The following is a 21,075-nucleotide window of genomic DNA, read 5'->3' on the forward strand; positions in this document are numbered from 1 at the left end:
TCAGCCAAGCGACCTCGGTTTAGCGAATGACCGGCTCGCCGTGAAAACGGCGGCGCGAGGGCGGCGACACGCCGAAGCCGACCTCCATCATCAGCCGCGGGGTGCGCGTCGGCACGGTGCCCATATGGAAGCCGAACGGGTCCTCGACAAAGCCGCGGCCGGCCTGCCCGGTCAGCGTTACCGGGCTCTGCTCGCCGTACACGCCCAGCACCTCTTCCGCCGAATGGCCTACCAGCAGCGTCAGCTGGTGCTTCAGGATGCGCCGGTTGTGGGAGCCGCGGACATAGACATGCGGCCCGGTGTCGTTGTCGACCGGCACCAGGTAGAAGAAAAACTTCAACATGCGCCAGTCGTCGAGGTCGAAATGGTATTTGCCGAGCGAGGCCATGTTCTTGTCGGCGTCCGAGACGCCACCGGTCGGAAAGCTCCACCAGACGCGGGTGGTGATCAGCTTGGCCTGGCTGCCGAGATAGTGCGCTGCGATATCGAGAAGCAGCGGATCGCGCTGCACGGCGACCGCAGCGTTGCAGTCGAGGACCCGTTCGAAATAGTGACCGCTGAGCAGCGGGCGGCCGAAATGCTTTTCGGCATCGGCGTGTTTTTCGGGCAGGAATTCCAGCCGGCGGTCGAAATTGCCGAAGCATGGCGTGCGCTCGGCGAAGCGGGCGATCTCCTCATGGATGGCGGCCGGCAGCATCAGGCCCGAATAGAGCCCCTCCGTCCGCAGCGCGCCGACGACGGCATCGCGATCGACGCCGGCGAACATCGTTTCACCGACATTGCGCGCCGGCGGAACGGGCTTTGCACCGCGCCAGTGCAGGCGCCGCGCCGGCATGGTGCGGGCCAGCATGAACATCGGCAGCCATGCCGGATTCTCCCGAAGGTCGGAAAGATAGGTCGGGATGCGGGCGGCGATGCGGCGCAGCGTACCGCCGTTGCGTGCGATCGCCTCGAGGCTTGCAGCGCCGGACTTGTCGGGGCTTGAAAGGGTCATCGGGGTCCTCAAATGTCGGGGGAACAGCATCGACGATAGTCGTCGCCGCCGCTCCGGCACACCCCAAACCTATTCGCCCGTTTCGCAGGGAATGGTAACCCCCGGCCAGATTTTGTGCAATGCACAATAGCGACGACCCGCCAGAAAATTTGCTTGGGCGGCATTCCCTAGGCCCGGGATGGTAAGCCGTCACTTCCGCGGCGCCACCCAGATCTCAGCGTGGAGCCTTCTTGTCGCCAGGCCGCGGGCGATCGCTTCGGCGCTGCGGGCGCTCTTTGATAGCGCGGCGGCCTGACGCTTGCTGATCACCAAGCCTTCGGCGAGAGCGCGATTTCCGGCAAAGACGCGTGACAGGAAGGGCGCGCGGCTGCCGCGTGCCCGCGAAAATCGCGCCGCCATGGTTTGCCTGGCGGTATGGGCGACGACCTCGTCGATCCAGCCCTCCCCCAGCCGCGCGCCCGGTTCCAGCAAGAGCAGCCAGTCGCCCTTGGCCTGCCTGATGCCAGCAGCAATGCCGCCGCTGACATAGTGGCAGCCGGCATGTTCGGCGACGCGGTGCGTCTGATCGGTCGAGCCGGTGTCGCAGACGAGAACGTCGCGCACCACGCCCTCGACCGCGCCGCCGATCAGCGAGGCGAGCGTGCGGGCAAGGCCCTCCTCGTCATTCAGGGTTTCGATCAGTACGCTGAGCATGTTTAGCCGAATAGCGGAAAGCGGTGGGCTGCGCCAGTTTTTGCGGCACCCCGCGAGAAAGTTCTTGATTTGTTCTCGTCAACGCGATAGGAATACATTCATGAGCAGAGCGATTCGACAGCGGGCCGACAGTCCCTGGGAAAGGGCCAAAATGGAACAGATCGTGCGTGCCGACATTGCCGCCTTCGGCGTTGGCAGAGCCGAGATGGCGAATGCGATGATCGAGCAGAGCGGCATGCGCGTCCGTCCGGACCGCAATCGCGGCAGGTCGGCGGGCATAAATCCGTCCGGCCGTTTCGAGCCGGTCAGCCGGCATGTGTTCGATGACGGCTGGAATTCGCTGGAGGAGCTGCCGCCCTTCAAGACCGAGGTACAGATCGAGAAGCCGCGCACCATCATCACCCGCAACGAATCGCCCGATATCTCCTTTGACCGCTCGATCAATCCCTATCGCGGCTGCGAACATGGCTGCGTCTATTGTTTCGCGCGGCCGACGCACAGCTTCATGGGCCTGTCGCCGGGGCTGGATTTCGAATCGAAGCTGTTTGCCAAGCCGGATGCGGCGCGGTTGCTCGACAAGGAATTGTCCAGGGATAATTACCAGCCGCGCACCATCGCCATAGGCACCAACACCGATCCCTATCAGCCGATAGAGAAGCAATACCGGATCATGCGCGAGATCCTCGAAGTGCTGGAGGCGCGCGGCCATCCGGTCGGCATCGTCACCAAATCGGCACTGGTGACCCGCGATATCGACATTCTGTCGCGCATGGCCGAGCGCGGGTTGGCCAAGGTGGCGCTGTCGGTGACGACATTGGACAGGATGCTGGCCAGAACGATGGAGCCGCGCGCGTCGACGCCGACCAAGCGGCTGGAGGCGATCAGACAGCTTTCGGACGCCGGCATTCCGGCCTCGGTGATGGTCGCGCCGATCATCCCCGGACTGACCGATCCGGAAATGGAGCGCATCCTCGATTCGGCGCAGGCAGCGGGCGCGCGTGAAGCCGGCTATGTGCTGCTGCGCCTGCCGCTGGAGGTCGCGCCGATCTTCAAGGACTGGCTGCTGCGCCACTATCCCGACCGCTATCGCCACGTCATGTCGCTGATCCGTTCGATGCGCGACGGCAAGGACTACGATTCAGAATGGGGCAAGCGCATGAAAGGCTCCGGCCCCTATGCCTGGCAGATCGGCCGGCGTTTCGAGATCGCCGCCAAACGGCTCGGCCTCAATGCCGAACGGCGCTCGCTCAGGACCGACCAGTTCGTCCCCGCTGCCAAGGCAACCGAGCAGCTGATGCTGCTGTGACAAAGCGTCTCGCGCCAGCCGCTTTGAAGCGGCCGCAGCAGGCGAAAATCCCGTCCGGCCTGTCCTGTCCCCGGGCTTGCAGACGGTAGCCCCCTCCTGGTCCGGTGCCCCGCCCGACCCGGAGGGGACTTGCGGAGAATCGGAGCCGATGCGAACCTCGCCGCACCATGGCTCGCCCGCGTTCCGATTCTCCGCTTCTCTTCGAAATCGTCGAGAAACCCGACTTCTCGTTCGAGACGAGAGCGATGGCCGAAGGCCTTTGGCCGGTGGCGGGGATGGACGAGGCCGGCCGCGGCCCACTCGCCGGGCCGGTGGTGGCGGCAGCGGTGGTGCTCGATCCCGCCAACATCCCCGACGGCCTCGATGATTCCAAGCGGCTGACGCATTTGCAGCGTGAGGCGCTGTTCATGAAAATCCTCGGCTCCGCACTCGCCGTGTCGATGGCCTCGGTCAGCGCCGAAGGGATCGATGCCTCCAACATTCTCAGGGCCAGCCTGGAGGCGATGCGCCGTGCAGTGGCCGGCCTGTCAACCCGGCCGAAGCTGGCACTGGCCGACGGCCGCGACGTGCCGCCCGGCCTGCCCTGCGAGGGCAAAGCGCTGATCAAGGGCGACCAGCGCTCGCAGTCGATCGCCGCAGCCTCGATCGTCGCCAAGGTGTTGCGCGACCGCATGATGTGCGGCTGCGGCAGCCATCATGCGCGTTACGGCTTCGAACTGCATATGGGCTACGCCACTGTGCGCCATCGCACGGCGATCGATCTGCACGGGCCGGTGGCGCGGCTGCACCGCGCCTCCTTCGCGCCGTTCCGGTTCGGCGGCACCGAGGTGCTGGAGGAAGAGGTTTTTTCGGGTTTGGATTGAGATTGGCGAAGCGGCTAGGCGCGGATCTCCCCCCTCGGGGGAAGATGGCCGGCAGGCCAGAGGGGGTCGCCGCGCGTGAAGCGCCAAGCTCCTCTTCGTCTTACATGGCGTCGCGCCAGGACGTACCGACCCCCTCTGTCGCCTTCGGCGACATCTCCCCCTCAAGGGGGGAGATTATGCGCTCTGCCGCTTTCGCCAACAAAAAAGCCGCCAGGTTTCCCAGGCGGCTTTCGATGAATTCTCGACGAAGTCGCTTAATTCAGCTTCGACTTCAAATCCTGCAGGGAGGCGTTGAACAGGTCGGCGCCGGCCTTGGCGTCGATCTTGCCGGCCAGCAGCGCGCGCGCGGCTTCGACCGCGATGTCGACAGCGCTGGCGCGCACTTCGCCGATCGCTTCGCGCTCGGCCTGGCCGATCTTCTGCTCGGCCAAGGCGGTGCGCCGGGCGACATAGTCCTCGGTCTTCTTGTGCGCCTCGGCGGCAAGCATGTCGGCTTCACGCTTGGCGGCGGCAACGATGGCCGCCGCCTCCTGCTCAGCTTCCTTGCGCTTGCGCTGGTATTGGCCAAGCAGCTGCTGTGCCTCTTCGCGCAACCGGCGCGCCTCCTCGAGCTCCGAGCTGATCTTGTCGGCCCGCGCATCGAGCGCCTTGGCGATCATGCCCGGCACCTTGATGTAGATGGCGATGCCGAGGAAGATTACGAGGGCAACCGTTGCCCAAAGCGTCGCGAGAGATGTGGCGTCCATGATGCGCTCCTCACCCGGCCACGGATTTGACCGCGGCCGCGATTTCAGCCTTGCTGGCCTTGCCGCCGACAAGCGCCTCGACGATGGCCGAAGCGGTGTCCTCGGCGATCGCGCCGACTTCCTTCATGGCATTGGCCTTGATGGAAGAAATACGCGCCTCGGCCTCGCCAAGCTTCTGGTCAAGCGCTGCCTCGATCGTCTTGCGGGCAGCTTCGGCTTCCGCCTTGGCCGCATCGTTGGCCTGCTGACCGATCGCATTGGCCTTGCCCTTGGCTTCCGCTAATTCCTGCTCATAGGCGGCAACGGCGGTATCGGCCTCGCTTTTCAGCCGGGCAGCATGATCGAGATCCTGCGTGATGCGGTCGTTGCGAACGTCGATGATGCCGCCAACGCGCGGCATCACTACCCGTTTCAAGAAGAGGTAGAACAGCCCGAAAGTGATTGCCAGCCACAGCAGCTGTGACGGGTACGTCGCCGGATTGAATGGCGGGAACGTGCCGTGCGCCTCGGCAGGCACGCCGGTGCCGGCGTGCGTGTCGCCTTCCGCTGCGGCTGGCGCGGACTCTTGCGCAAAGGCAGATGTCACGAACATGGACTATCCCCGAAATTCAGGCCCGCCGCAGGATCGCGGCCTGCCTGTTCAATTCTTCCCAATGTTCAGCCGAACAAATATTCAGCCGAACAGGGCGAGAAGCGCGATGAGAAGCGAGAAAATACCCAGCGCTTCGGTCACGGCGAAGCCGAAAATCAGACGGCCGAACTGGCCGTCGGCGGCCGACGGATTGCGCAGCGCGCCCGCCAGATAGCTGCCGAAGATGTTGCCGAGGCCAACGCCCGCGCCGCCCATGCCGAGGCATGCGATGCCGGCGCCGATGTACTTTGCTGCTTCTGCGTCCATTTGTTCAACTCCTTTGGATCTAAAATTCCGTTGCGGTTCCATCCGGCGGCAATGCCGGAAACTCTAAATCAGTGCGAAGGGTGCAGGGCGTCGTTCAGATACATGCAGGTCAGCACGGCGAAGACGTAGGCCTGCAAAAGCGCCACGAGCAACTCCAGAGCCGTCAAAGCCACGGCCATCGCCAGCGGCAGGACCGAACCCGCAATGCCAAGCGTGCCGAGAGCGCTGAGGCTGACGACGAATCCCGAAAACACTTTCAGCGTGATGTGGCCGGCCAACATGTTGGCGAACAGACGAACCGAGAGGCTGACCGGGCGCGATACGAAGGAAATCACTTCGATCGGAACGACAAGCAACATCATCACGATGGGCACGCCTTTCGGCACGAACAGCTTCAGGAAGCCGAGACCGTGCTTCATGAAGCCGTAGACGACGACCGTTCCGATCACCAGCGCGGCGAGGCCGAAGGTGACGATAATATGGCTGGTGACGGTGAAGAAATACGGGAACAGGCCAAGCAGGTTGGCGACAAGCACGAACATGAACAGCGAGAACACGAACGGGAAGAACTTCATGCCCTGCGTGCCCGCGGCGTCCCTCAGCATGTTGCCGACAAATTCATAGGCCATTTCCGAGACCGACTGAAGGCGGCCCGGAACCAGGCTGCGGCTCGACGTGCTGAGGTAGAGAAACGCCGATGCGACAGCGACCGTCGCAAGCATGAACAGAGCCGAATTGGTGAAAGACAAGTCGTAGCCGCCGATGTGAATCGGAACGATCGGATGGATCTGGAACTGGTGGATCGGATCGACCTTGTCAGCAGCCACTTTAAATCCCCATCAAAGCCGCAGGCGGCTTCAGCATTCTGTTCAATGCGCCGGCATGCGGCGCCTCAATTCATTCTTTCGGATCGCGCGGTTTGTCGCCCGTTCCGAATTCCGACACAAGCCCGGCTGAACGCAGGACATTGAGCACGCCGGCGCCAAAACCCAGCAGCAGCCCGACTATCAAACCCCATGGCGATGTCCCCGCCACGCGATCGATAAACCAGCCGAGAGCCGCACCGACCACTATCCCGGCGATGAACTCGCTGGACAGCTTGAGCGCCTGGCCGTACCCGGCCACACTGCCCGTTTTCGCGTCGTCTTTCCCCTCGAGCCGATCCGGCCGCCTTGTCGCAAGCGATGCTTCAAGGTCGCGCCGGCGGCGCTCAAGATCGTCGTCGCGGATGTCGGCTTCATGCTGCTTGCCGCGGCCGGTTTTGCCGGTTCCGTCTGGCCCATTCTTGTCGGCCACGCAACCCCCCCTGCCCGGTCAGACCGTTACCGTCCGTCCGCTTCTTAAAGTCGCCGGCAACATAGTTAGAGGGTCCGCGCCCGTCAAGCCACGGGCGGACCTTCGAGCTCAAGTATTTTTTCGTTATGAATCAGCTACTTGCCTGGGTGCGACATCGTGCCCGACGCGGTCTCCGGCGGGCTGCGGCCGAATCCCCACGGCGATGCGTCTTCCATCGGCCGCTCTCGCGGGAAAGATGCAAGGGCCGCCAGAGCGCTTAGCTCCAGCCGCCGCCATAGGTGCGGTAGAAGATGTGCAGGCCGATCCTGGTCATTTTCTGCATCGTCCGCGCCCAGCCCGGATGGACGTAGTTGGCGTAATAATGGGTCGACGAGCCGACTTCCGGAATGAAGATCTTGCCGGCTGTGACGGCCATGGCGACATCCTGAGCGGTCTTGTAGGCAGCGGGGTTGTCGATCCGCTTCTTCCTGCCGTCGCAGGCGAAGGAAAACTGACAGCGGTTGAACCAGTTGTCGTTCTGGTAGACAACGCCGCAGATCGAGTTCGGATAGGCCGGGTTTCGGACACGGTTGAGGATGACCTGGGCGACGGCGGCCTGGCCGCGCACGGACTCGCCGCGCGCCTCGAAATAGATGCCGTTGGCGAGACAGGCCTGCTCCGGTTTGGAAAAGACGCTCGCCGGCAGCGGCGTCTGCATCCAAGAATGATCGCCCTTGCTCAGGGGCGGAATGAAGCGGCCATCGTTCGGGTCCTCGTCCTGCAGCAAGGCCTCGAAAGGCGACGCCTTGGCGTAATCGGGGGCAGACGAGGCATAGGCGGTCGCCAGCACGTCGGGATGATCGTTGTTGACCAGCGCGGCAAGCATCGCCGGCACGCCGGAATCCGGCTTCTTGTCGACGCGCGTGTGGAAGGAGGCCGCGATCTGAATTTCCTTGCCTTTGATCTCGGGCTTGGCGAAGGCCATCCTCAGGCCGCTGTCCATGCTTGGGCGCAGCAGCGAGGAGGTTCGCTCGAAGATCGAGCCGGCGTTGAAGTTCTTCGGCGGCGAGACGGGCGAGACCTCGATGATGCGGCCCTTCTTGTCGGCACGCGTGATACGGTTCTCGTCCGGCGTCGTGCCGGCGATGCCGCCCTTGCCGCGAAACGAGACGGCGCCGATGCCGGGCAGTTGGACGCCGGAGCCGGAGAGCGAGCCGGTGCTGCTGGAATCGAGGAAGGGCATTTCGGCGGCGTGAACGGAGCCGGCGACGGATTTCTCGACATAGGCGTTCCAGCGGACGCTCGGCGCCTCAAGACCGGAGACCAGGCTTGTCATGTCCTGATAGGCAACGACACTCGGAAAGCCGATCCAGATGCCAAGGCCAATAATAAACGGAGACAGGAAGGAACGCTTTTTCTCACCGGCGGCGGCGACAAGCCGCGTCAAAACACGTCGATGCACGGAACTCTCCAGAAACGCAACGGACCCCACTGGAGAGCTACAATGATGCATTAACCTTGATGGGGCGTTAACAGCTTAGAACCTTGTTTTCCCATCTCGTGTCGAAGTCAGGCGCTTTTGCGGCTGTCCGTTGGCGGAAGAAAGATCGGCCAGGCGATCAGCGCGCAAATAGCCGCACCCAGCCAGACGCCTGGCCACGAGCAGAGCACGAGAAGCCCCGGAATGGCGATCGGCACCAGGAAAAAGGCAATGAAGACCAGACTGTTGGCAAGGCCGAGCGCCGTTCCGGCCTGGCTGGCGCCGGCCAGCGTCGCAAGCTCGGTGTAGGCGACGCCGTGCCAGGAGGAGACGCAGATGCCGGCCACGACGAGCATCGCAACGATCGCCGGCGACAGCATCGGCGCTTGGCCTGACAAGAATTGGGCCGAAAACAAGACGAGCGCCGCAAGCACGGCGAAGGCGGCCACGCTCAGCATGCTGCACAGACGCAGGAACGACCGGCGGTTGCCGTGACGGTCGGTATAGCGGCCGCTCCAGACGCGCATGACCATGGCGCCGACCTGCACGGCACCCAGGCTGGCGCTGATCACGGCTGTTCCCATGCCGGCAAAATCATGCAGGAAGACGGAAGCAAAGGTGAGCACGGCCACCTGTGGGAAGCACAGCAGGCCGATGGCTGTCGCGATGCGCCAGACGGCCGGGTTGCGCAGCGGCGCGGGGCCGGCCGGCTTTGCCGCGCTGCTCGAATGGGCATGGTCGTGCGCCGGCGGCTGATGCAGCCAGCGCCAGGCGAGTGAGGTCGAGACGGCGGATGCAGCCGCCAGAAGTCCGAAGACCGCCGTGAAGCCATGGGCCGAAGCGAGCGACGGCAGCACCAGCGCGCCAAGCCCGCCGCCAAGCGGCACCGCCGTCTGCCTGATGCTCATGGCAAAGCCACGCTCGCCTTCGCCGAACCAGGCCATGATGGCGCGGCCGCTGGAGCCGTTGACGCTGCCGCCGAGCAATCCGGTGACCAGCAGGGCAGCGGCGAGAAGCGCGACGCCGGGAATTTGGGCTGGTGACGGCACGACCAGCGCGGCCATGACGAGCAGCCACAACGCGGTTGCGCCGAGCCCGGTCAGCAGCACGCGGCGGTCGCCCCAGCGATCGGTCAGCAGCCCCCACGGCAATTCGCTCAGCGCCACGCCCAAGCCGAGAAGGCCAAGCGCCAGACCGAGCTCGCCATTGGAGAGATGATAGCCCGAGCGTAGGAACACCGCCGTGGCCGGAATGCCGGAGAATGTCGCGGAGAAGCAGGCGTTGGCGGCGACGCCGATACCCAGCACCTTCCAGCGATGATTGGGTCGAAGCACCGCCGCCTCTGACAGGGTGGTAACGGCGGCCGGGCGAAGCGGTTTGCAATCTGCTCGTGTGTCGACAGCGGACATGGTTCAGCTCCTGCATGCGCTGGTTGCGTTCGGGTCTTGACGCGCTCTCTCTACCGCCATAACTTCGTACTGAATATCAGGAAGTTTTTCACATAATGTCCTAAATATCAGGATTATCGCTATGCGACGCGTGACATTCGATCTCGAAGTTCTGCGCAGCTTCATTACCGGCATGGAGCTGGGCAGCTTCGCCAAGGCCGCCGACCGGCTCGGCCGCTCGACGTCGGCAATCAGTGCGCAATTGAAGAAGCTGGAGGAGCAGGCGGCGACGCCGATCTTCCGCAAATCTGGGCGTGGCCTGGCGCTGACGGACGCGGGCGAGACCATGCTCGGCTACGCGCGCCGGCTGATCGAGCTCAATGACGAGGCCGCCTCCGCCATCCACGATGTCGAGCTGGAGGGTTGGGTACGGCTTGGGCTACAGGAGGATTTCGGCGAGGCGGTGCTGCCGGATGTGCTCGGGCGCTTCGCCCGCGCCCATCCCAAGGTCAAGATCGAGGCCAGGATCGCGCGCAGCCATGAGCTTGCCGAAAGGATCATTTCGGGCAGCGTCGATATCGCGCTTGCCTGGCACAATGGCGCGACGCTGCCCTACAGCCGGAATCTCGCCGACGTCCAGATGCGCTGGATCGGCCCGGCAAAACAGATCGAGACCTGCCTGCGCGATGGCGAGCCGTTGCCGCTGGTGGCGCTCGAAGCGCCGTGCCTGCTGCGCAGCGTGGCGACCGAAACGCTGGACCGCGCCGGCCTGGCATGGCGGATGGCCTTCTCCAGCCCCAGCCTTGGCGGCATCTGGGCAGCCGTCGCCGCCGGGCTCGGACTGACGATCCGCACCGATATCGGCCTGCCGGCCAGCGTCAGGGCGATGACGCCGGAGATCGCCGGGCTGCCCGCCTTGCCCAAGATGGCGCTGTTCCTGCACCGCAAGGAGGCCGAGCCCGATCCGATAGCGGCGCGGCTTGGCGACATCCTGCTGCAGGCGGCGCTGGAAGCGTTGCCGGGAAGTGGCGACGCGGATGGTCTGAGGAAGCGGCTTAGCGCAGACGAGCCGAAAGGGGCGCAGGGCGCTCCATAACTTAGTCGGTCGAAGAAGCAGTAATGCTGGCGATCCCTCGCGCGCCCCTCTGTCCTGCCGGATATCTCCCCCTCGAGGGCCGCTCGAGGGGGAGATTAGCAGCTTCGCCGTCCCACCCGTCTTTCGGCGTCGGAGATTGGCTAAAAGCGGAGGGAACGGCCAATCTCTCCCGGCCGGCGAACAGGTGTCCGAGGTGCGCAAGCGATGCGGATCGGCGCGCCGGGCATATCGAAAGCCTCGCCTCTATGCTACCAACATGCTTACTTTACGCCCGTCATCGGCGAGCGGTCTCTTGTTTCAATGAGGTTTTTCGGTGACGTGCTGGTCCGGTCAGGGGATAATTCCCCGAGGGCCCCGGCGTAGCTGAATCTGGCGGGTACCGCAGCATTTCTTGAACTTCATACCTGAACCGCAAGGACATTGATCATTGCCGCCGCGTTGCAGCCGGCCGACCAGGGGCAGCAGCGCCGCGGAAGGCAGGAGCGCTGCCACAAGGGCAGCCAACTTACCCGAGATTCCCGGTACGACGAGGCGACGACCGGATTTGAACGCTCGCCACGCCTGTTCGGCCACATACTTCGGATCCACCTTGGGCAAGATGTTGAAGAGCACCGTCTGATTGGCGCCTGATCTTGCGAGAAACTCCGTGGACACCGGGCCTGGTGCAACGCATGTGACCGTCACACCGGTTCGGCGCAATTCCTGGTGAAGCGCCTCTGAGAAGAAGCGCACGAAAGCTTTGCTAGCGAAGTACAGAGCCATATAAGGCCCGGGAACGAACCCGGCCACGGAACTGAGATTGAGCACCCCGCCCCGTCGGCGTGCCACCATTCCCGGCAGAAAATGAAGGGTCAGTTCTGTGAGGGAATGTATATTGAGATCGATGATGCCGAGTTGACCATCAATAGGCAGCGCCGTCGTCGCGCCCCGCAGGCCGTACCCGGCGCTGTTGACCAGGACATCACAGACCAGGCCGTGTGCGGACAGAAAGCCCTCCAGGCGCGTTGGCGCATCGCCTGCCACGAGATCCAACTCGAGCGTGAATGCCTCGCCGCCCGCCTCCCTAACCTCAGACGCCGCGGCGGCCAAACCCTCAGGTGAGCGGGCAACCAGCACAACCGCACCGCGCTCCCTTGCAGCGACGCTCGCAATCGCCCGGCCAATTCCACCCGAGCCGCCAATCACGACGATAGCTGGCCGGAATTCACAGTGCGAAATCACTTCGCATTCCTCTGTCTTGCAGGAGCGGAAACACCTTGACCGAGCAGCACCACTTCATTGGCGACAGTGCCGTTCAGAATCTTTTCGAATCTCTCCAGTGCTCGTGCGACGTTCGCTCCATCCATGACCCGGTGATCGTAGTGGATGCGGACATTCACCGATCCGTCTTTGCCGATCGGACCGTAGTTTAGAAGGGTGGTCAGTGGTGTCAGCGGGTTGAGTGATTCCGCACCGAGACCAGAATAGACGGACAGTTGGAAGGTACCGAAGTAATTTGCCCTTTGCCGGGCGATGTTCAACCCTAGCCACATAAGCAGCCACCTGACTGGCGCGGGCGCACCTGCCATCCGCAAGGCACGCCGAAACTCCGGGACCTCCTGGATCGGCCGTGATCGAGCCGCGTGGATGGATCGCTCAAGTTCCGTGATGGAGTAGCGCTCCGGGCATTTGATGCAGCTCAGCAGAACGGCCGGCTCGCCATCATATTCGCGCTCGTGGGCAATCGAGGCTACGCTTGCCGGATACTCGTAAAGCTGCGGCCAGGGCAACTTGACATAGGCGCGCCGCAACTCCGGGGTCTCTAGGGCAAGAAGCGCATACCCTTTCAGGAAGATCGCGGTCCACGAGGGCCTGGTCTGCTGCGCCATTCTAGCCCTTACGAGTGGGCCGAGATTCATCTGACGCTGCACCGCGACCCGTGGCACGCCGATCGAAAACCTCATCAGGTCGCCAACAAGGCGCCGGGGCGCGGAAAGCTTGAGGGCTCGGCCTCGCATAAAACGACCTCTAATAAAGATAAGGGAATATTCGCTTGGTCCTTTCCATATAGACACGGTATTGCGAGCCTAAATTCTCCAGCATCATACGCTCTTCCTTATCCACTCTCAGCAGGAAAAGGACTGCGAAACCAACCAAACCCGATATGCCCGCAACCCAGTTCGGCAGCAGAAAGAGCTGGCCGAGCCCCATAAGCAGGAAAGAGGTGTACATAGGGTGACGGACCAAGGCGTATGGCCCGGCGCTGACCAGTTCATGCCGTTCGCGAATCTCGAGCGTAATCGACCAGTTACGGCCAAGTTCCTTGTGGGATAAGCGAAAAATCCACAGCGCTGAGCAGAAGATGATGGTTCCGAGCGCCACCGACCACACGCTGGCCGGATGATCAGCCGCTGCGGGGATGCCGGTGGCGACATAGAAGCCAGGCAGGATCGCCAGGCCAAGGAGAGCCGATGCAAGCCCGACGGTGTCGGAACTTGAGCGGCCGCCAGCTACTATTCGCACGCGCCTTGCCCGGCGCTCGAAGGGATACCGGATCACGTACCAAGCGACGATGCCGATCACCCATATGATCTCGCCAAGTGAGGCTAAAGCAATGGTCACTTCAGGTCACCAGCGCCCTTTCTGCGATCGCGACTGTAGCAGCTGCCCCAGAGTATGGCCACTTCACCCATCGCCTCGATTTCGTCACCGGCCTACCTTCAGGCGCAGCGATCCTCTCCGAGTTAGTCCGCACACGCGAAAGCCGGAGGGGCAGTACCGATCGCATTCGGTCCCATTCATCCCTCGAATCTTGGTTATGTATTCATCTCCCGAAGCTCGGTTATGAATTGTTGCGGCCGGAGCTGAATGGCGGGAGTCTTATATCCCATGGAATGAGCGATGTCCGCCACGAAGCCGTTGCAGTTCAAGACCGTCGCCTGCCAGACATGCGAGCTCGCCTGCAGCTTGCGGATGTAGGCAACGACTTTGTCGTATTCGGCCCGGGTCAATATGATTCGCCAGCTTGCGGATCTGTATGGTTCTTCCAGATCACCGTCGCTCCACCCGGTTTCGGCTGGCACCGGCACGATATGGCCCAGAACATAGGGAACCGCACTGTTCGAAGCCGGGTGAAGGCCCGCGACTTGGGGATCGATCATTCTCCCGGCCCGGTCCAGGCGCCCAAAAACTGCGTAGGTGTGGCCGTAGCTTAGGGCGTAGCGGGAGCGGAACTCGATGAAGTACCGCTCGTCGTTTTTTTTAGGCGCAGCTCCGCCATCGGCATAAGATACGAAATTCGGCTGGGGCGGCAGGTCTTTCGTCTGACATGCCGCTGCCGGGAGGGCCACCAATGCCACAAGCAAGAGACGGCTACTTACAAGCGTCATCGCCGCGTCCATTCCCGAACTTCACAATGCACAGACCTAATAACGGCCTATGCCCGCCAACCGCGCCGGACGCTATGAAGCCGGCCAAAGCCCCGGCTGCGTATGTATGGGGAAGGGCTTGGCACCCCTTCCCCATACAAGCCGGTCCTTACTTAATCACTGGTTCCTCTACCGGAGCGGGTGCCGGAGCCTTACCCTTTCCTTTGCCGATCCAGTCGTTCGCGCAGCCGCTCAGGCTGGCAACGGCGAGCACAGCAACCATTGCAACCAATATCCTGTTCATCAAGCAATCCTTTCCCCGGGGGCGGAATAGCCTATAGAATCGCCACAACTAAAACGATATGCAGCCCCACCAAGTTAGCTGCGATCTACACCAACGCCTAGTGCAGAAATGACACAGTTGGCATCCAGTTGCCGGCGGCACCTTTGCGGTGACGTGCTGGCAGGGTTCACCATGCAACGGAGATCAGGCCTGCCCACCATCAAACAACCACCACCGTCGTGCCCAAAGGAGTACGGTCGTAGAGGTCAATGACGTCGTCATTTATCATACGGATGCACCCGTTCGATACCGCTGTGCCTATCGTCCATGGCTCGTTTGTACCATGTATCCGGAAGTGGGTGTCGCGCCCGTCTTGATAGAGATAAAGGGCACGCGCACCAAGCGGGTTGTTTGGTCCGCCAGGGACCCCCCCTGCATACTTCACCAGGCGCGGCTTGCGCTGCATCATGCTGGCGGTGGGTGTCCACGACGGCCAGTCCGCCTTGCGGCCGACGGTCGCTGTACCCTTGAACGAAAGTCCCTGCTCGCCGACGCCAACGCCGTAGCGCGTCGCCCACCCGTCCGTCTCGACGGCATAGAGAAAGCGTTGCGAAGTATCGACGACGATCGTTCCGGCCGGCTCGTTTCCGTCGTACCGCACGTGCTGTCGTCGGTAACGAGGATTCAGGCCACGCCTTGGTCCGAACGCGGATGAAATCGACGTACATCCGGAGACCATCAGAGCCAGACTACCCAGCACGAGCCCCCGGCGCGCAATGTGGTGTTCTTCCATTTGTACCTGCTAGGAAACTGGTCATCTACCGCCGCCCTCGTCTCTACCATTCCAAGGCCTGCGCGCCAAGTCTCGCTGTGTGGTGGCAAAATGAATTCACAGGATTGACAAGCGAATTGGAGCGAAACTTCTTGCGATAACCGTCTGCCTCTGTTCGGTTATGTCAAAATTGGCATAGGACAGAGACGATGAAGCCTGACTTCCATGGTAAAGTCGCGATTGTGACCGGCGCAGGCTCCGGAATAGGGGCGGCTGTTTCACGGCAACTCGCGCAAGAAGGAGCCGAGATTGTTGTCGCCGACCTTGATGCCGAGGCCGCGCACTGCAGAGCCGCCGAAATAAGCTCGCAAGGCGGCAGGGCCTACGACTTTGCGGTAGATGTCACGGATGCGGCAGCCGTGGAAAAGCTGATCGAGTTCACTGTCCAGAAATGCGGCGGACTGGATATGGCGGTAAACAATGCAGGTATCGACGGCATTCGAAAAGCCACGGCAGACTATCCGCTCGACAACTGGCACAAGCTGATAAACGTCAATCTAAATGGCGTTTTCTACAGCATGAAGTACGAAATCGCCGCGATGCTGGATCGAGGCGGAGGCGCCATCGTGAACATGTCCTCCGTCCTCGGTTCCGTCGGCTTGCCAACTGCGTCCGCATACACGGCAGCGAAACACGGAGTCGTTGGACTAACCAAAGTTGCGGCGATCGAATATGCCAGGATGGGCATCCGGATCAATGTAGTCGGCCCCGGCTGGATCGAAACGCCTCTTTTGTCGGAGCAAATGGAGGCATTAGCCAGCCGGCGCATGGCAGGTCTTCAGCCGATGGGCAGGCGCGGGAAACCAGAAGAGGTAGCGGCTCTTGTATGCTTCCTCTTGTCCGACCAGGCCAGCTTTATCACTGGGAGCTACCATCTGGTGGACGGAGCTTACACCGCCCATTAGGTGCAGAGGCTGCCCCCACTCGCGCCGGCCACCGTCAGGGCGATGACGCCGGAGATCGCCGGGCTGCCCGCACTGCCTGAGATGGGCCTGTTGCCGCATCGCAAGGAAGGCCGAGCCAGACCCGGTGGCGGCGCGACTTGCCGACATCCTGCTGCAGGTGTCGGTGGAATCGCCTTCCCGAAAATGTGCAGGCGCTGCCCGCGAGCGGCCTGCCGAGCGTAGCCTGATGCTGGCGCCCAGAAGACGCGCAGCTCAGCGGCGCTTCTTCGCCCTGCCGGCGAAAGGATTGTCCGAGGTGCGCAAGGCGATGCGGATCGGCACGCCGGGCATGTCGAAAGCCTCGCGCAGGCTGTTCGAGAGATAGCGGACGTAGGATTGCGGCATCGCATCCGGCCGTGAGCAGGAGACGACGAAGCCCGGCGGCCGCGTCTTGGCCTGCGTGACATATTTGATCTTCAGCCGACGCCCGGCGACAGCGGGCGGCGGATGATGCGCCAGGATGCCTTCCAGCCAGCGATTGAGCTTGCCGGTCGACACACGGCTGTTCCAAACTCGATGCGTCCTGATGACAGCATCCATCAGCTTGTCGAGGCCACGCCCGGTCTCGGCCGACACCGGCACCGCCTGCATGCCGCGCGCCTGCGGCAGCAGCCGCTCGGTTTTTTCGCGCAGCTCGGCCAGCAACTCCTGGGGATGATCGACAAGGTCCCATTTGTTGAAGGCGATCACCGGGGCACGGCCCTCGCGGATGATCAGGTCGGCGATCTGCAGATCCTGCTTCTCGAAGGGAATGGTGGCGTCGAGCACGATGATGACGATTTCGGCAAAGCGGATGGCGCGCAAGCCGTCCTGCACCGACATCACTTCGAGCTTTTCGTGGATCCTGGCCTTGCGGCGCATGCCGGCGGTGTCGAACAATTTTAAGCGGCGGCCATGCCAGTCCCAGTCGACCGAGATGGAATCGCGAGTGATGCCGGCCTCAGGGCCGGTCAACAGCCGCTCCTCGCCGATTAGTGCGTTGATCAGCGTCGACTTGCCGGCGTTGGGGCGGCCGACGACGGCGATGCGCATCGGCTTGGTGTCGTCATAGCTCGGCTCGGCGTCCGGGTCGGTGATGTCCTCGCCGATTAGCACCTCGCTGGCGGCGACCTCATCCTCGCCGGCCTCTTCGTCCTCGCCGAAGGCGCGCGCCTCGCCAAGTGCTGCGATCACCGCGTCGCGCAAATCGGGCAGGCCCTGGCCGTGTTCGGCCGAGACCGGGATCGGTTCGCCAAGGCCGAGCTCCCAGGCCTCCAGCATGCCGCCCTGGGCGCCGCGCGCCTCAGCCTTGTTGGCAACGACGACAACCGGCTTGCCGGACTTGCGCACGATCTCGGCGAAGGTCTTGTCGTCGGGCATCAGCCCGGACTTGGCATCGATCGTAAAAAAGATCAGGTCGGCCTCGCGGATGGCGATCTCGGTCTGGGCGCGCATGCGGCCGGGCAGCGTCGAGGCAGCCGCATCCTCGAAGCCGGCGGTGTCGATGACGTCGAAATGCAGGTCGTAGAGCTTTGCGGCATGGACGCGGCGATCGCGGGTGACGCCCGGCGTATCGTCGACAAGCGCCAGCTTCCTTCCCACCAGCCGATTGAAAAGGGTCGATTTGCCGACGTTAGGCCGGCCGATGATGGCGACTTTGAAGGTCATGGACTATCACGACACGCCGCCCGAGCCGCGGATCAGCTCGGACATCAAAGTCGCCCGCTCGCGCGTGTTGCGCGGGGCGCCATCATCCGCGGCGATCTGGTCGAACAGCTTCAATGCATCCGCCGCCTTGCCTTCCTTCCAGGCGGCAAGGCCAAGCGCCTCGCGCGCCGTATGGCGCAGCGTGTTGGTCTCGGCGGTGAGCGCCTCGACGCGACTGGAGACATCGGCGAAAGAGCCGTGGTCGACCAGAAGCAGCGCTGCCCTGAGCCGAGCCATGTCGCGAATGCCGGAGGGTATCTTGGTGTCGGCGGCGACCTCGTCGAAATCCTTGACGGCGGCGTCGACGTCGCCCTTGTCCGCCTTGACGGTTGCCGCGCGCATGCGGGCGAGCAGCGGATAGGCGCCGTAGCCGTCCTTCTCCAACGCCTCCAGAGCGGCAAGCGCCTCGTCGTTCTTGCCGTCATTGGCAAGCTTGAGCGCCTGCGAAAAAGCATCGCCCGAGCGGTTGGCGCGAGTTTCGTCCCAATAGCGGTAGCCGACGACAGCAGCAGTGCCGAGCACCACCAGCACGGCCAGCACGAGCAAGGCGGGACCGAAACGGTCCCACAGCGCATGCGCCTGGTCGCGACGAATCTCTTCGTTGACTTCGCGGATAAAACTGTCGTCCGACATGGATCAAAACCATTCATGCCCCGGGCGGGGCGGTTGATGAGCCCGCGTTTTAGCGAAATTTTGCCGGCATGGAAGGGGTTCGGCAGGAAAATCGCCTATTCACGAGGCAGTCGCCGCCAACGGCGGCCGTACAGGTCGATCGTACCCGTGCCATATTTCAGCGGTAGGCGTCGCTTCTACATTCCTTGATCCGGTCAGATGCCTTTGCCCCGTTTGTCCCGCGTTGTTGCGTTTTCGATTGCCGCGCTTGCTACCGGCGCGGCATTTGCCGACCCGCCGCCGCCGCCGACAAAACCGAAGCAGATCGTCATCATCTCATTCGACAGCGCCCGCGACATTTCGCAGTGGCAGCGCAGCCGGGCGCTGGCCCGGCGCACAGGCGCGCATTTCACCTATTTTGTCTCCTGCGTGTTCCTGCTGTCGCCCGAGACACGCAAGCAATACACCGCGCCCGGCAAGACAGAAGGCAAATCGAATATCGGCTTCGCTGCCTCCAAACAGGAAGTCGCCGAGCGGCTCGAGCAGATCAACCTCGCCGCTAGGGAAGGCCACGACATCGGCAGCCATGGCTGTGGTCATTTCGATGGCAAGGACTGGAGCAAAGCCGACTGGCTGAGCGAGTTCGGCTCGTTCAAGCATATTCTCGAAAACGCCTATTCGATCAACGGCATTGCTCCTGAACCGAAGGACTGGCGCGATTTCGCCCGCAAATCGGTGGTCGGGTTTCGCGCGCCCTACCTGTCGGCAAACAAGGCGCTCTACGAGGCGCTGCCCGCGGCCGGTTTCCTGCTCGACGCAAGCGGCGTCTCGCGTGAGCCGGTTGAGCCACCGACCGTCAGCGGCATCACGCGCTTTTCGCTGCCGCAGATCCCGGAAGGGCCGAGCTCAAGGCGGGTGATCGCCATGGACTACAATCTCTATGTCAGGCATTCCGGCGGCTTCGAGCGGCCGAGCATGGCGGAAGAGTTCGCTGACCGGACCTATCACGCGTTCCGCGCCGCCTTCGATGCGCAATACCGGGGCAAGCGCATTCCGCTTGAGCTCGGCTTCCACTTCACGCTGATGAATGACGGCGCCTACTGGAACGCGCTGGAACGCTTTGCCGGCGAGGTCTGCATCAAGGCCGACGTCGAGTGCATCAGTTTTCGCGATTATCTATCGCAGCGAGGCGAACGGCAGGCGGCGGTGGGCGGCTGAGCGGAAGCGCTCGCCACCCGATTTTCTTAGCTTGCTGGCTGATCCTCAGGGCGCAGGCCAGCTTGCTCCCGTTCCAGATAGTGCTGATCGATTACCGGCAGCGGTGCCCCTTCAAGGGTCGCTTCGAACGCGCGCAGACGTTTGTAGATAGAAATCAACTCGACGATAGTAGGCCAGGAATTGACGAGATACTGGAACGAACTGGCGACTTGGGAAAAGGCGGAGACGACCTGCTGAAAAATGCCGAAGCTTATCTTGCCTACAGCGAGAGTCGGAACAAGAATAAGTGTGGCGAAAACGTTGTCTACCTGGAGATAGAGATACCGGACCATGTCGAAGTAGACATAATGAGCGTAGAGGGTGAAATAGTTCTTCCGAACATTCGCGAACAGCTCAGCTAGGGTTGGCGGTTGCGCTCTTGCCATATCGTCCTCACCAAGGACAAGTTCCTTGCGCAGAGCGGCTTCAACCCGTTGATTTCGAAATTCCAGGCCAGGAAGCTTGACCCCGACCACGGCCAACAACCCAGTGCCGAACAACGACCACACGATTGCGGCGATTACCAGTGGATAGGGAATCGCTCCGACGATAGGAAGGGTTGGGACATGACGAGACAGAGCTGCCAGCAAGGGCAGGAATGCGATGAGGGTCATAACGGAATCGATGAAGTTCACTCCCAGCCCTTGCATTGTGCTCGAGAAGCGCATCGTGTCGTCCTGAACGCGCTGCGACGCCCCTTCGATATGACGTAGCCTCGGCCAATAGGCGGTAAAATAGTCGTTCATGGCCGTCCGCCAGCGGAAGACATAGTGCCTGACGAAGAAGACGTTCAAAACCGCGATGGTCATATAGACCAGCGCCAAAGAGAGGAACTGCCACACTCCGTAGTAAAGCTCGGCAGGCGTGACGGAGCCGGGTGTGGTCAGGGCCCTCTGCACCATGTCGTAGAACATGCCACGCCAATCGTTCAGCGCCACACTTATCTGGACGATGAAATTAGTGACAAAAACAACCAAACCAGAACCAAGGATCGACCAATTCTGCCAGGGATGGGGGGCGTACAGCGCCCAAAAAAGGTAAAATATGCCGATACCGGCGAAGAAATATCCGTAGAACCAGAGGAATGACGCCGTCAGGAATCTCACTGGGCTTATGACAGGCGCTGCCTGCGGATCGACTGGCGGCATGCCAAGCATCGTGCCGAGGTGTTCGCCGCCGAAAAACCAAAGAACAACGAGCAGAAGGCTCCAGACGGCGACCGAGGTGAAAAACAGCTTCGGCTGCGGAAAAAACGATACGAACACTGTGGCGAAATCCTCGGTCGGCGCAAATCAGCGGCGTTGGTCAGCGGGCATAAAGTCACACATTAGTGGGAAAGAAAATGCCCGTGCCCGACGCCCGGCGCCGAGCAAGA

General features: G+C 62.4%; 23 protein-coding genes. 5 read left to right on the plus strand and 18 right to left on the minus strand.

Annotated elements, in window-relative coordinates; translation table 11 throughout:
* Positions 1 to 19 precede the first annotated feature (19 nt).
* Both NKH80_RS04725 and NKH80_RS04730 read right to left on the minus strand, forming a co-directional pair.
* On the minus strand, positions 20 to 994 hold the full coding sequence (locus NKH80_RS04725; RefSeq protein WP_352989958.1) for a phytanoyl-CoA dioxygenase family protein: 975 nt from the start codon (positions 992 to 994) through the stop codon (positions 20 to 22).
* A 189-nt stretch (positions 995 to 1,183) separates the two neighbouring features.
* Positions 1,184 to 1,687 (minus strand): glycosyltransferase, encoded by a 504-nt coding sequence (locus tag NKH80_RS04730; RefSeq protein ID WP_023716858.1) that lies wholly within the window; start codon positions 1,685 to 1,687, stop codon positions 1,184 to 1,186.
* Between the two features lie 151 nt (positions 1,688 to 1,838).
* On the opposite strand from NKH80_RS04730, the gene NKH80_RS04735 reads away from it, so the two are divergent.
* Together NKH80_RS04735 and rnhB are read left to right on the plus strand one after the other, a co-directional pair.
* Positions 1,839 to 2,993 (plus strand): PA0069 family radical SAM protein, encoded by a 1,155-nt coding sequence (locus tag NKH80_RS04735; RefSeq protein WP_352990154.1) that lies wholly within the window; start codon positions 1,839 to 1,841, stop codon positions 2,991 to 2,993.
* A 167-nt stretch (positions 2,994 to 3,160) separates the two neighbouring features.
* The gene (gene rnhB / locus NKH80_RS04740; RefSeq protein WP_352989961.1) at positions 3,161 to 3,856 is read left to right on the plus strand and encodes a ribonuclease HII; all 696 of its coding nucleotides are present in this window, start codon (positions 3,161 to 3,163) and stop codon (positions 3,854 to 3,856) included.
* A gap of 254 nt (positions 3,857 to 4,110) precedes the next feature.
* Here rnhB and NKH80_RS04745 read toward each other — a convergent pair whose 3' ends face one another.
* The 7 genes from NKH80_RS04745 to NKH80_RS04775 all read right to left on the minus strand — a co-directional run bounded on the left by NKH80_RS04745 (position 4,111) and on the right by NKH80_RS04775 (position 9,664).
* The gene (locus tag NKH80_RS04745; RefSeq protein ID WP_023674071.1) at positions 4,111 to 4,602 is read right to left on the minus strand and encodes a F0F1 ATP synthase subunit B; all 492 of its coding nucleotides are present in this window, start codon (positions 4,600 to 4,602) and stop codon (positions 4,111 to 4,113) included.
* A 10-nt stretch (positions 4,603 to 4,612) separates the two neighbouring features.
* On the minus strand, positions 4,613 to 5,194 hold the full coding sequence (locus NKH80_RS04750; protein ID WP_352989964.1) for a F0F1 ATP synthase subunit B: 582 nt from the start codon (positions 5,192 to 5,194) through the stop codon (positions 4,613 to 4,615).
* Between the two features lie 81 nt (positions 5,195 to 5,275).
* Positions 5,276 to 5,500 carry a F0F1 ATP synthase subunit C gene (locus NKH80_RS04755; protein WP_254820421.1) on the minus strand — a complete coding sequence of 75 codons (225 nt, stop codon included), beginning with the start codon at positions 5,498 to 5,500 and terminating at the stop codon, positions 5,276 to 5,278.
* A 68-nt stretch (positions 5,501 to 5,568) separates the two neighbouring features.
* Positions 5,569 to 6,327: a F0F1 ATP synthase subunit A gene (locus tag NKH80_RS04760; protein ID WP_352645472.1), complete on the minus strand. Its 759-nt coding sequence runs from the start codon at positions 6,325 to 6,327 to the stop codon at positions 5,569 to 5,571.
* A 70-nt stretch (positions 6,328 to 6,397) separates the two neighbouring features.
* Entirely contained in the window at positions 6,398 to 6,796 is a 399-nt protein-coding gene (locus NKH80_RS04765; protein WP_254820419.1) for an AtpZ/AtpI family protein, read from the minus strand.
* 256 nt (positions 6,797 to 7,052) lie between these two features.
* On the minus strand, positions 7,053 to 8,237 hold the full coding sequence (locus NKH80_RS04770) for a cell wall hydrolase (protein ID WP_352505253.1): 1,185 nt from the start codon (positions 8,235 to 8,237) through the stop codon (positions 7,053 to 7,055).
* A gap of 107 nt (positions 8,238 to 8,344) precedes the next feature.
* Entirely contained in the window at positions 8,345 to 9,664 is a 1,320-nt protein-coding gene (locus tag NKH80_RS04775) for an MFS transporter (RefSeq protein ID WP_352505254.1), read from the minus strand.
* A 121-nt stretch (positions 9,665 to 9,785) separates the two neighbouring features.
* Here NKH80_RS04775 and NKH80_RS04780 point away from each other — a divergent pair, with 121 nt between their 5' ends.
* Positions 9,786 to 10,739 (plus strand): LysR substrate-binding domain-containing protein, encoded by a 954-nt coding sequence (locus tag NKH80_RS04780; protein ID WP_352989967.1) that lies wholly within the window; start codon positions 9,786 to 9,788, stop codon positions 10,737 to 10,739.
* Between the two features lie 330 nt (positions 10,740 to 11,069).
* On the opposite strand, the gene NKH80_RS04785 is transcribed toward NKH80_RS04780, so the two are convergent.
* The 6 genes from NKH80_RS04785 to NKH80_RS04810 all read right to left on the minus strand — a co-directional run bounded on the left by NKH80_RS04785 (position 11,070) and on the right by NKH80_RS04810 (position 15,162).
* Positions 11,070 to 11,960: an SDR family NAD(P)-dependent oxidoreductase gene (locus tag NKH80_RS04785; protein ID WP_352505256.1), complete on the minus strand. Its 891-nt coding sequence runs from the start codon at positions 11,958 to 11,960 to the stop codon at positions 11,070 to 11,072.
* On the minus strand, positions 11,957 to 12,736 hold the full coding sequence (locus NKH80_RS04790; protein WP_352689759.1) for a hypothetical protein: 780 nt from the start codon (positions 12,734 to 12,736) through the stop codon (positions 11,957 to 11,959). Before NKH80_RS04790 ends, NKH80_RS04785 begins: the two co-directional genes overlap by 4 nt.
* Before the next feature lie 10 nt (positions 12,737 to 12,746).
* Complete coding sequence (locus NKH80_RS04795; protein WP_254820426.1) at positions 12,747 to 13,334, minus strand: protein-S-isoprenylcysteine O-methyltransferase; 588 nt, start codon at positions 13,332 to 13,334, stop codon at positions 12,747 to 12,749.
* A 200-nt stretch (positions 13,335 to 13,534) separates the two neighbouring features.
* On the minus strand, positions 13,535 to 14,107 hold the full coding sequence (locus tag NKH80_RS04800; RefSeq protein WP_254820425.1) for a hypothetical protein: 573 nt from the start codon (positions 14,105 to 14,107) through the stop codon (positions 13,535 to 13,537).
* Between the two features lie 148 nt (positions 14,108 to 14,255).
* Entirely contained in the window at positions 14,256 to 14,390 is a 135-nt protein-coding gene (locus tag NKH80_RS04805) for an ABC transporter (RefSeq protein ID WP_254820414.1), read from the minus strand.
* A 199-nt stretch (positions 14,391 to 14,589) separates the two neighbouring features.
* Positions 14,590 to 15,162: a L,D-transpeptidase gene (locus NKH80_RS04810; protein WP_352505257.1), complete on the minus strand. Its 573-nt coding sequence runs from the start codon at positions 15,160 to 15,162 to the stop codon at positions 14,590 to 14,592.
* 188 nt (positions 15,163 to 15,350) lie between these two features.
* On the opposite strand from NKH80_RS04810, the gene NKH80_RS04815 reads away from it, so the two are divergent.
* Positions 15,351 to 16,106: an SDR family NAD(P)-dependent oxidoreductase gene (locus tag NKH80_RS04815; protein WP_352476622.1), complete on the plus strand. Its 756-nt coding sequence runs from the start codon at positions 15,351 to 15,353 to the stop codon at positions 16,104 to 16,106.
* Positions 16,107 to 16,358: 252 nt separating this feature from the next.
* Here NKH80_RS04815 and der read toward each other — a convergent pair whose 3' ends face one another.
* Both der and NKH80_RS04825 read right to left on the minus strand, forming a co-directional pair.
* Entirely contained in the window at positions 16,359 to 17,792 is a 1,434-nt protein-coding gene (der, locus tag NKH80_RS04820) for a ribosome biogenesis GTPase Der (protein ID WP_352505258.1), read from the minus strand.
* 6 nt (positions 17,793 to 17,798) lie between these two features.
* The gene (locus tag NKH80_RS04825; protein ID WP_352505259.1) at positions 17,799 to 18,464 is read right to left on the minus strand and encodes a tetratricopeptide repeat protein; all 666 of its coding nucleotides are present in this window, start codon (positions 18,462 to 18,464) and stop codon (positions 17,799 to 17,801) included.
* A gap of 204 nt (positions 18,465 to 18,668) precedes the next feature.
* Here NKH80_RS04825 and NKH80_RS04830 point away from each other — a divergent pair, with 204 nt between their 5' ends.
* Positions 18,669 to 19,661 (plus strand): polysaccharide deacetylase family protein, encoded by a 993-nt coding sequence (locus NKH80_RS04830; protein ID WP_352505456.1) that lies wholly within the window; start codon positions 18,669 to 18,671, stop codon positions 19,659 to 19,661.
* 26 nt (positions 19,662 to 19,687) lie between these two features.
* Here the strand turns inward: NKH80_RS04830 and sbmA are convergent, their stop codons facing one another.
* Complete coding sequence (gene sbmA, locus NKH80_RS04835) at positions 19,688 to 20,965, minus strand: peptide antibiotic transporter SbmA (protein WP_352505260.1); 1,278 nt, start codon at positions 20,963 to 20,965, stop codon at positions 19,688 to 19,690.
* Positions 20,966 to 21,075: the final 110 nt, after the last annotated feature.

The sequence above is a fragment of the Mesorhizobium sp. M0904 genome, from assembly GCF_040319475.1.
GTDB lineage: Bacteria > Pseudomonadota > Alphaproteobacteria > Rhizobiales > Rhizobiaceae > Mesorhizobium.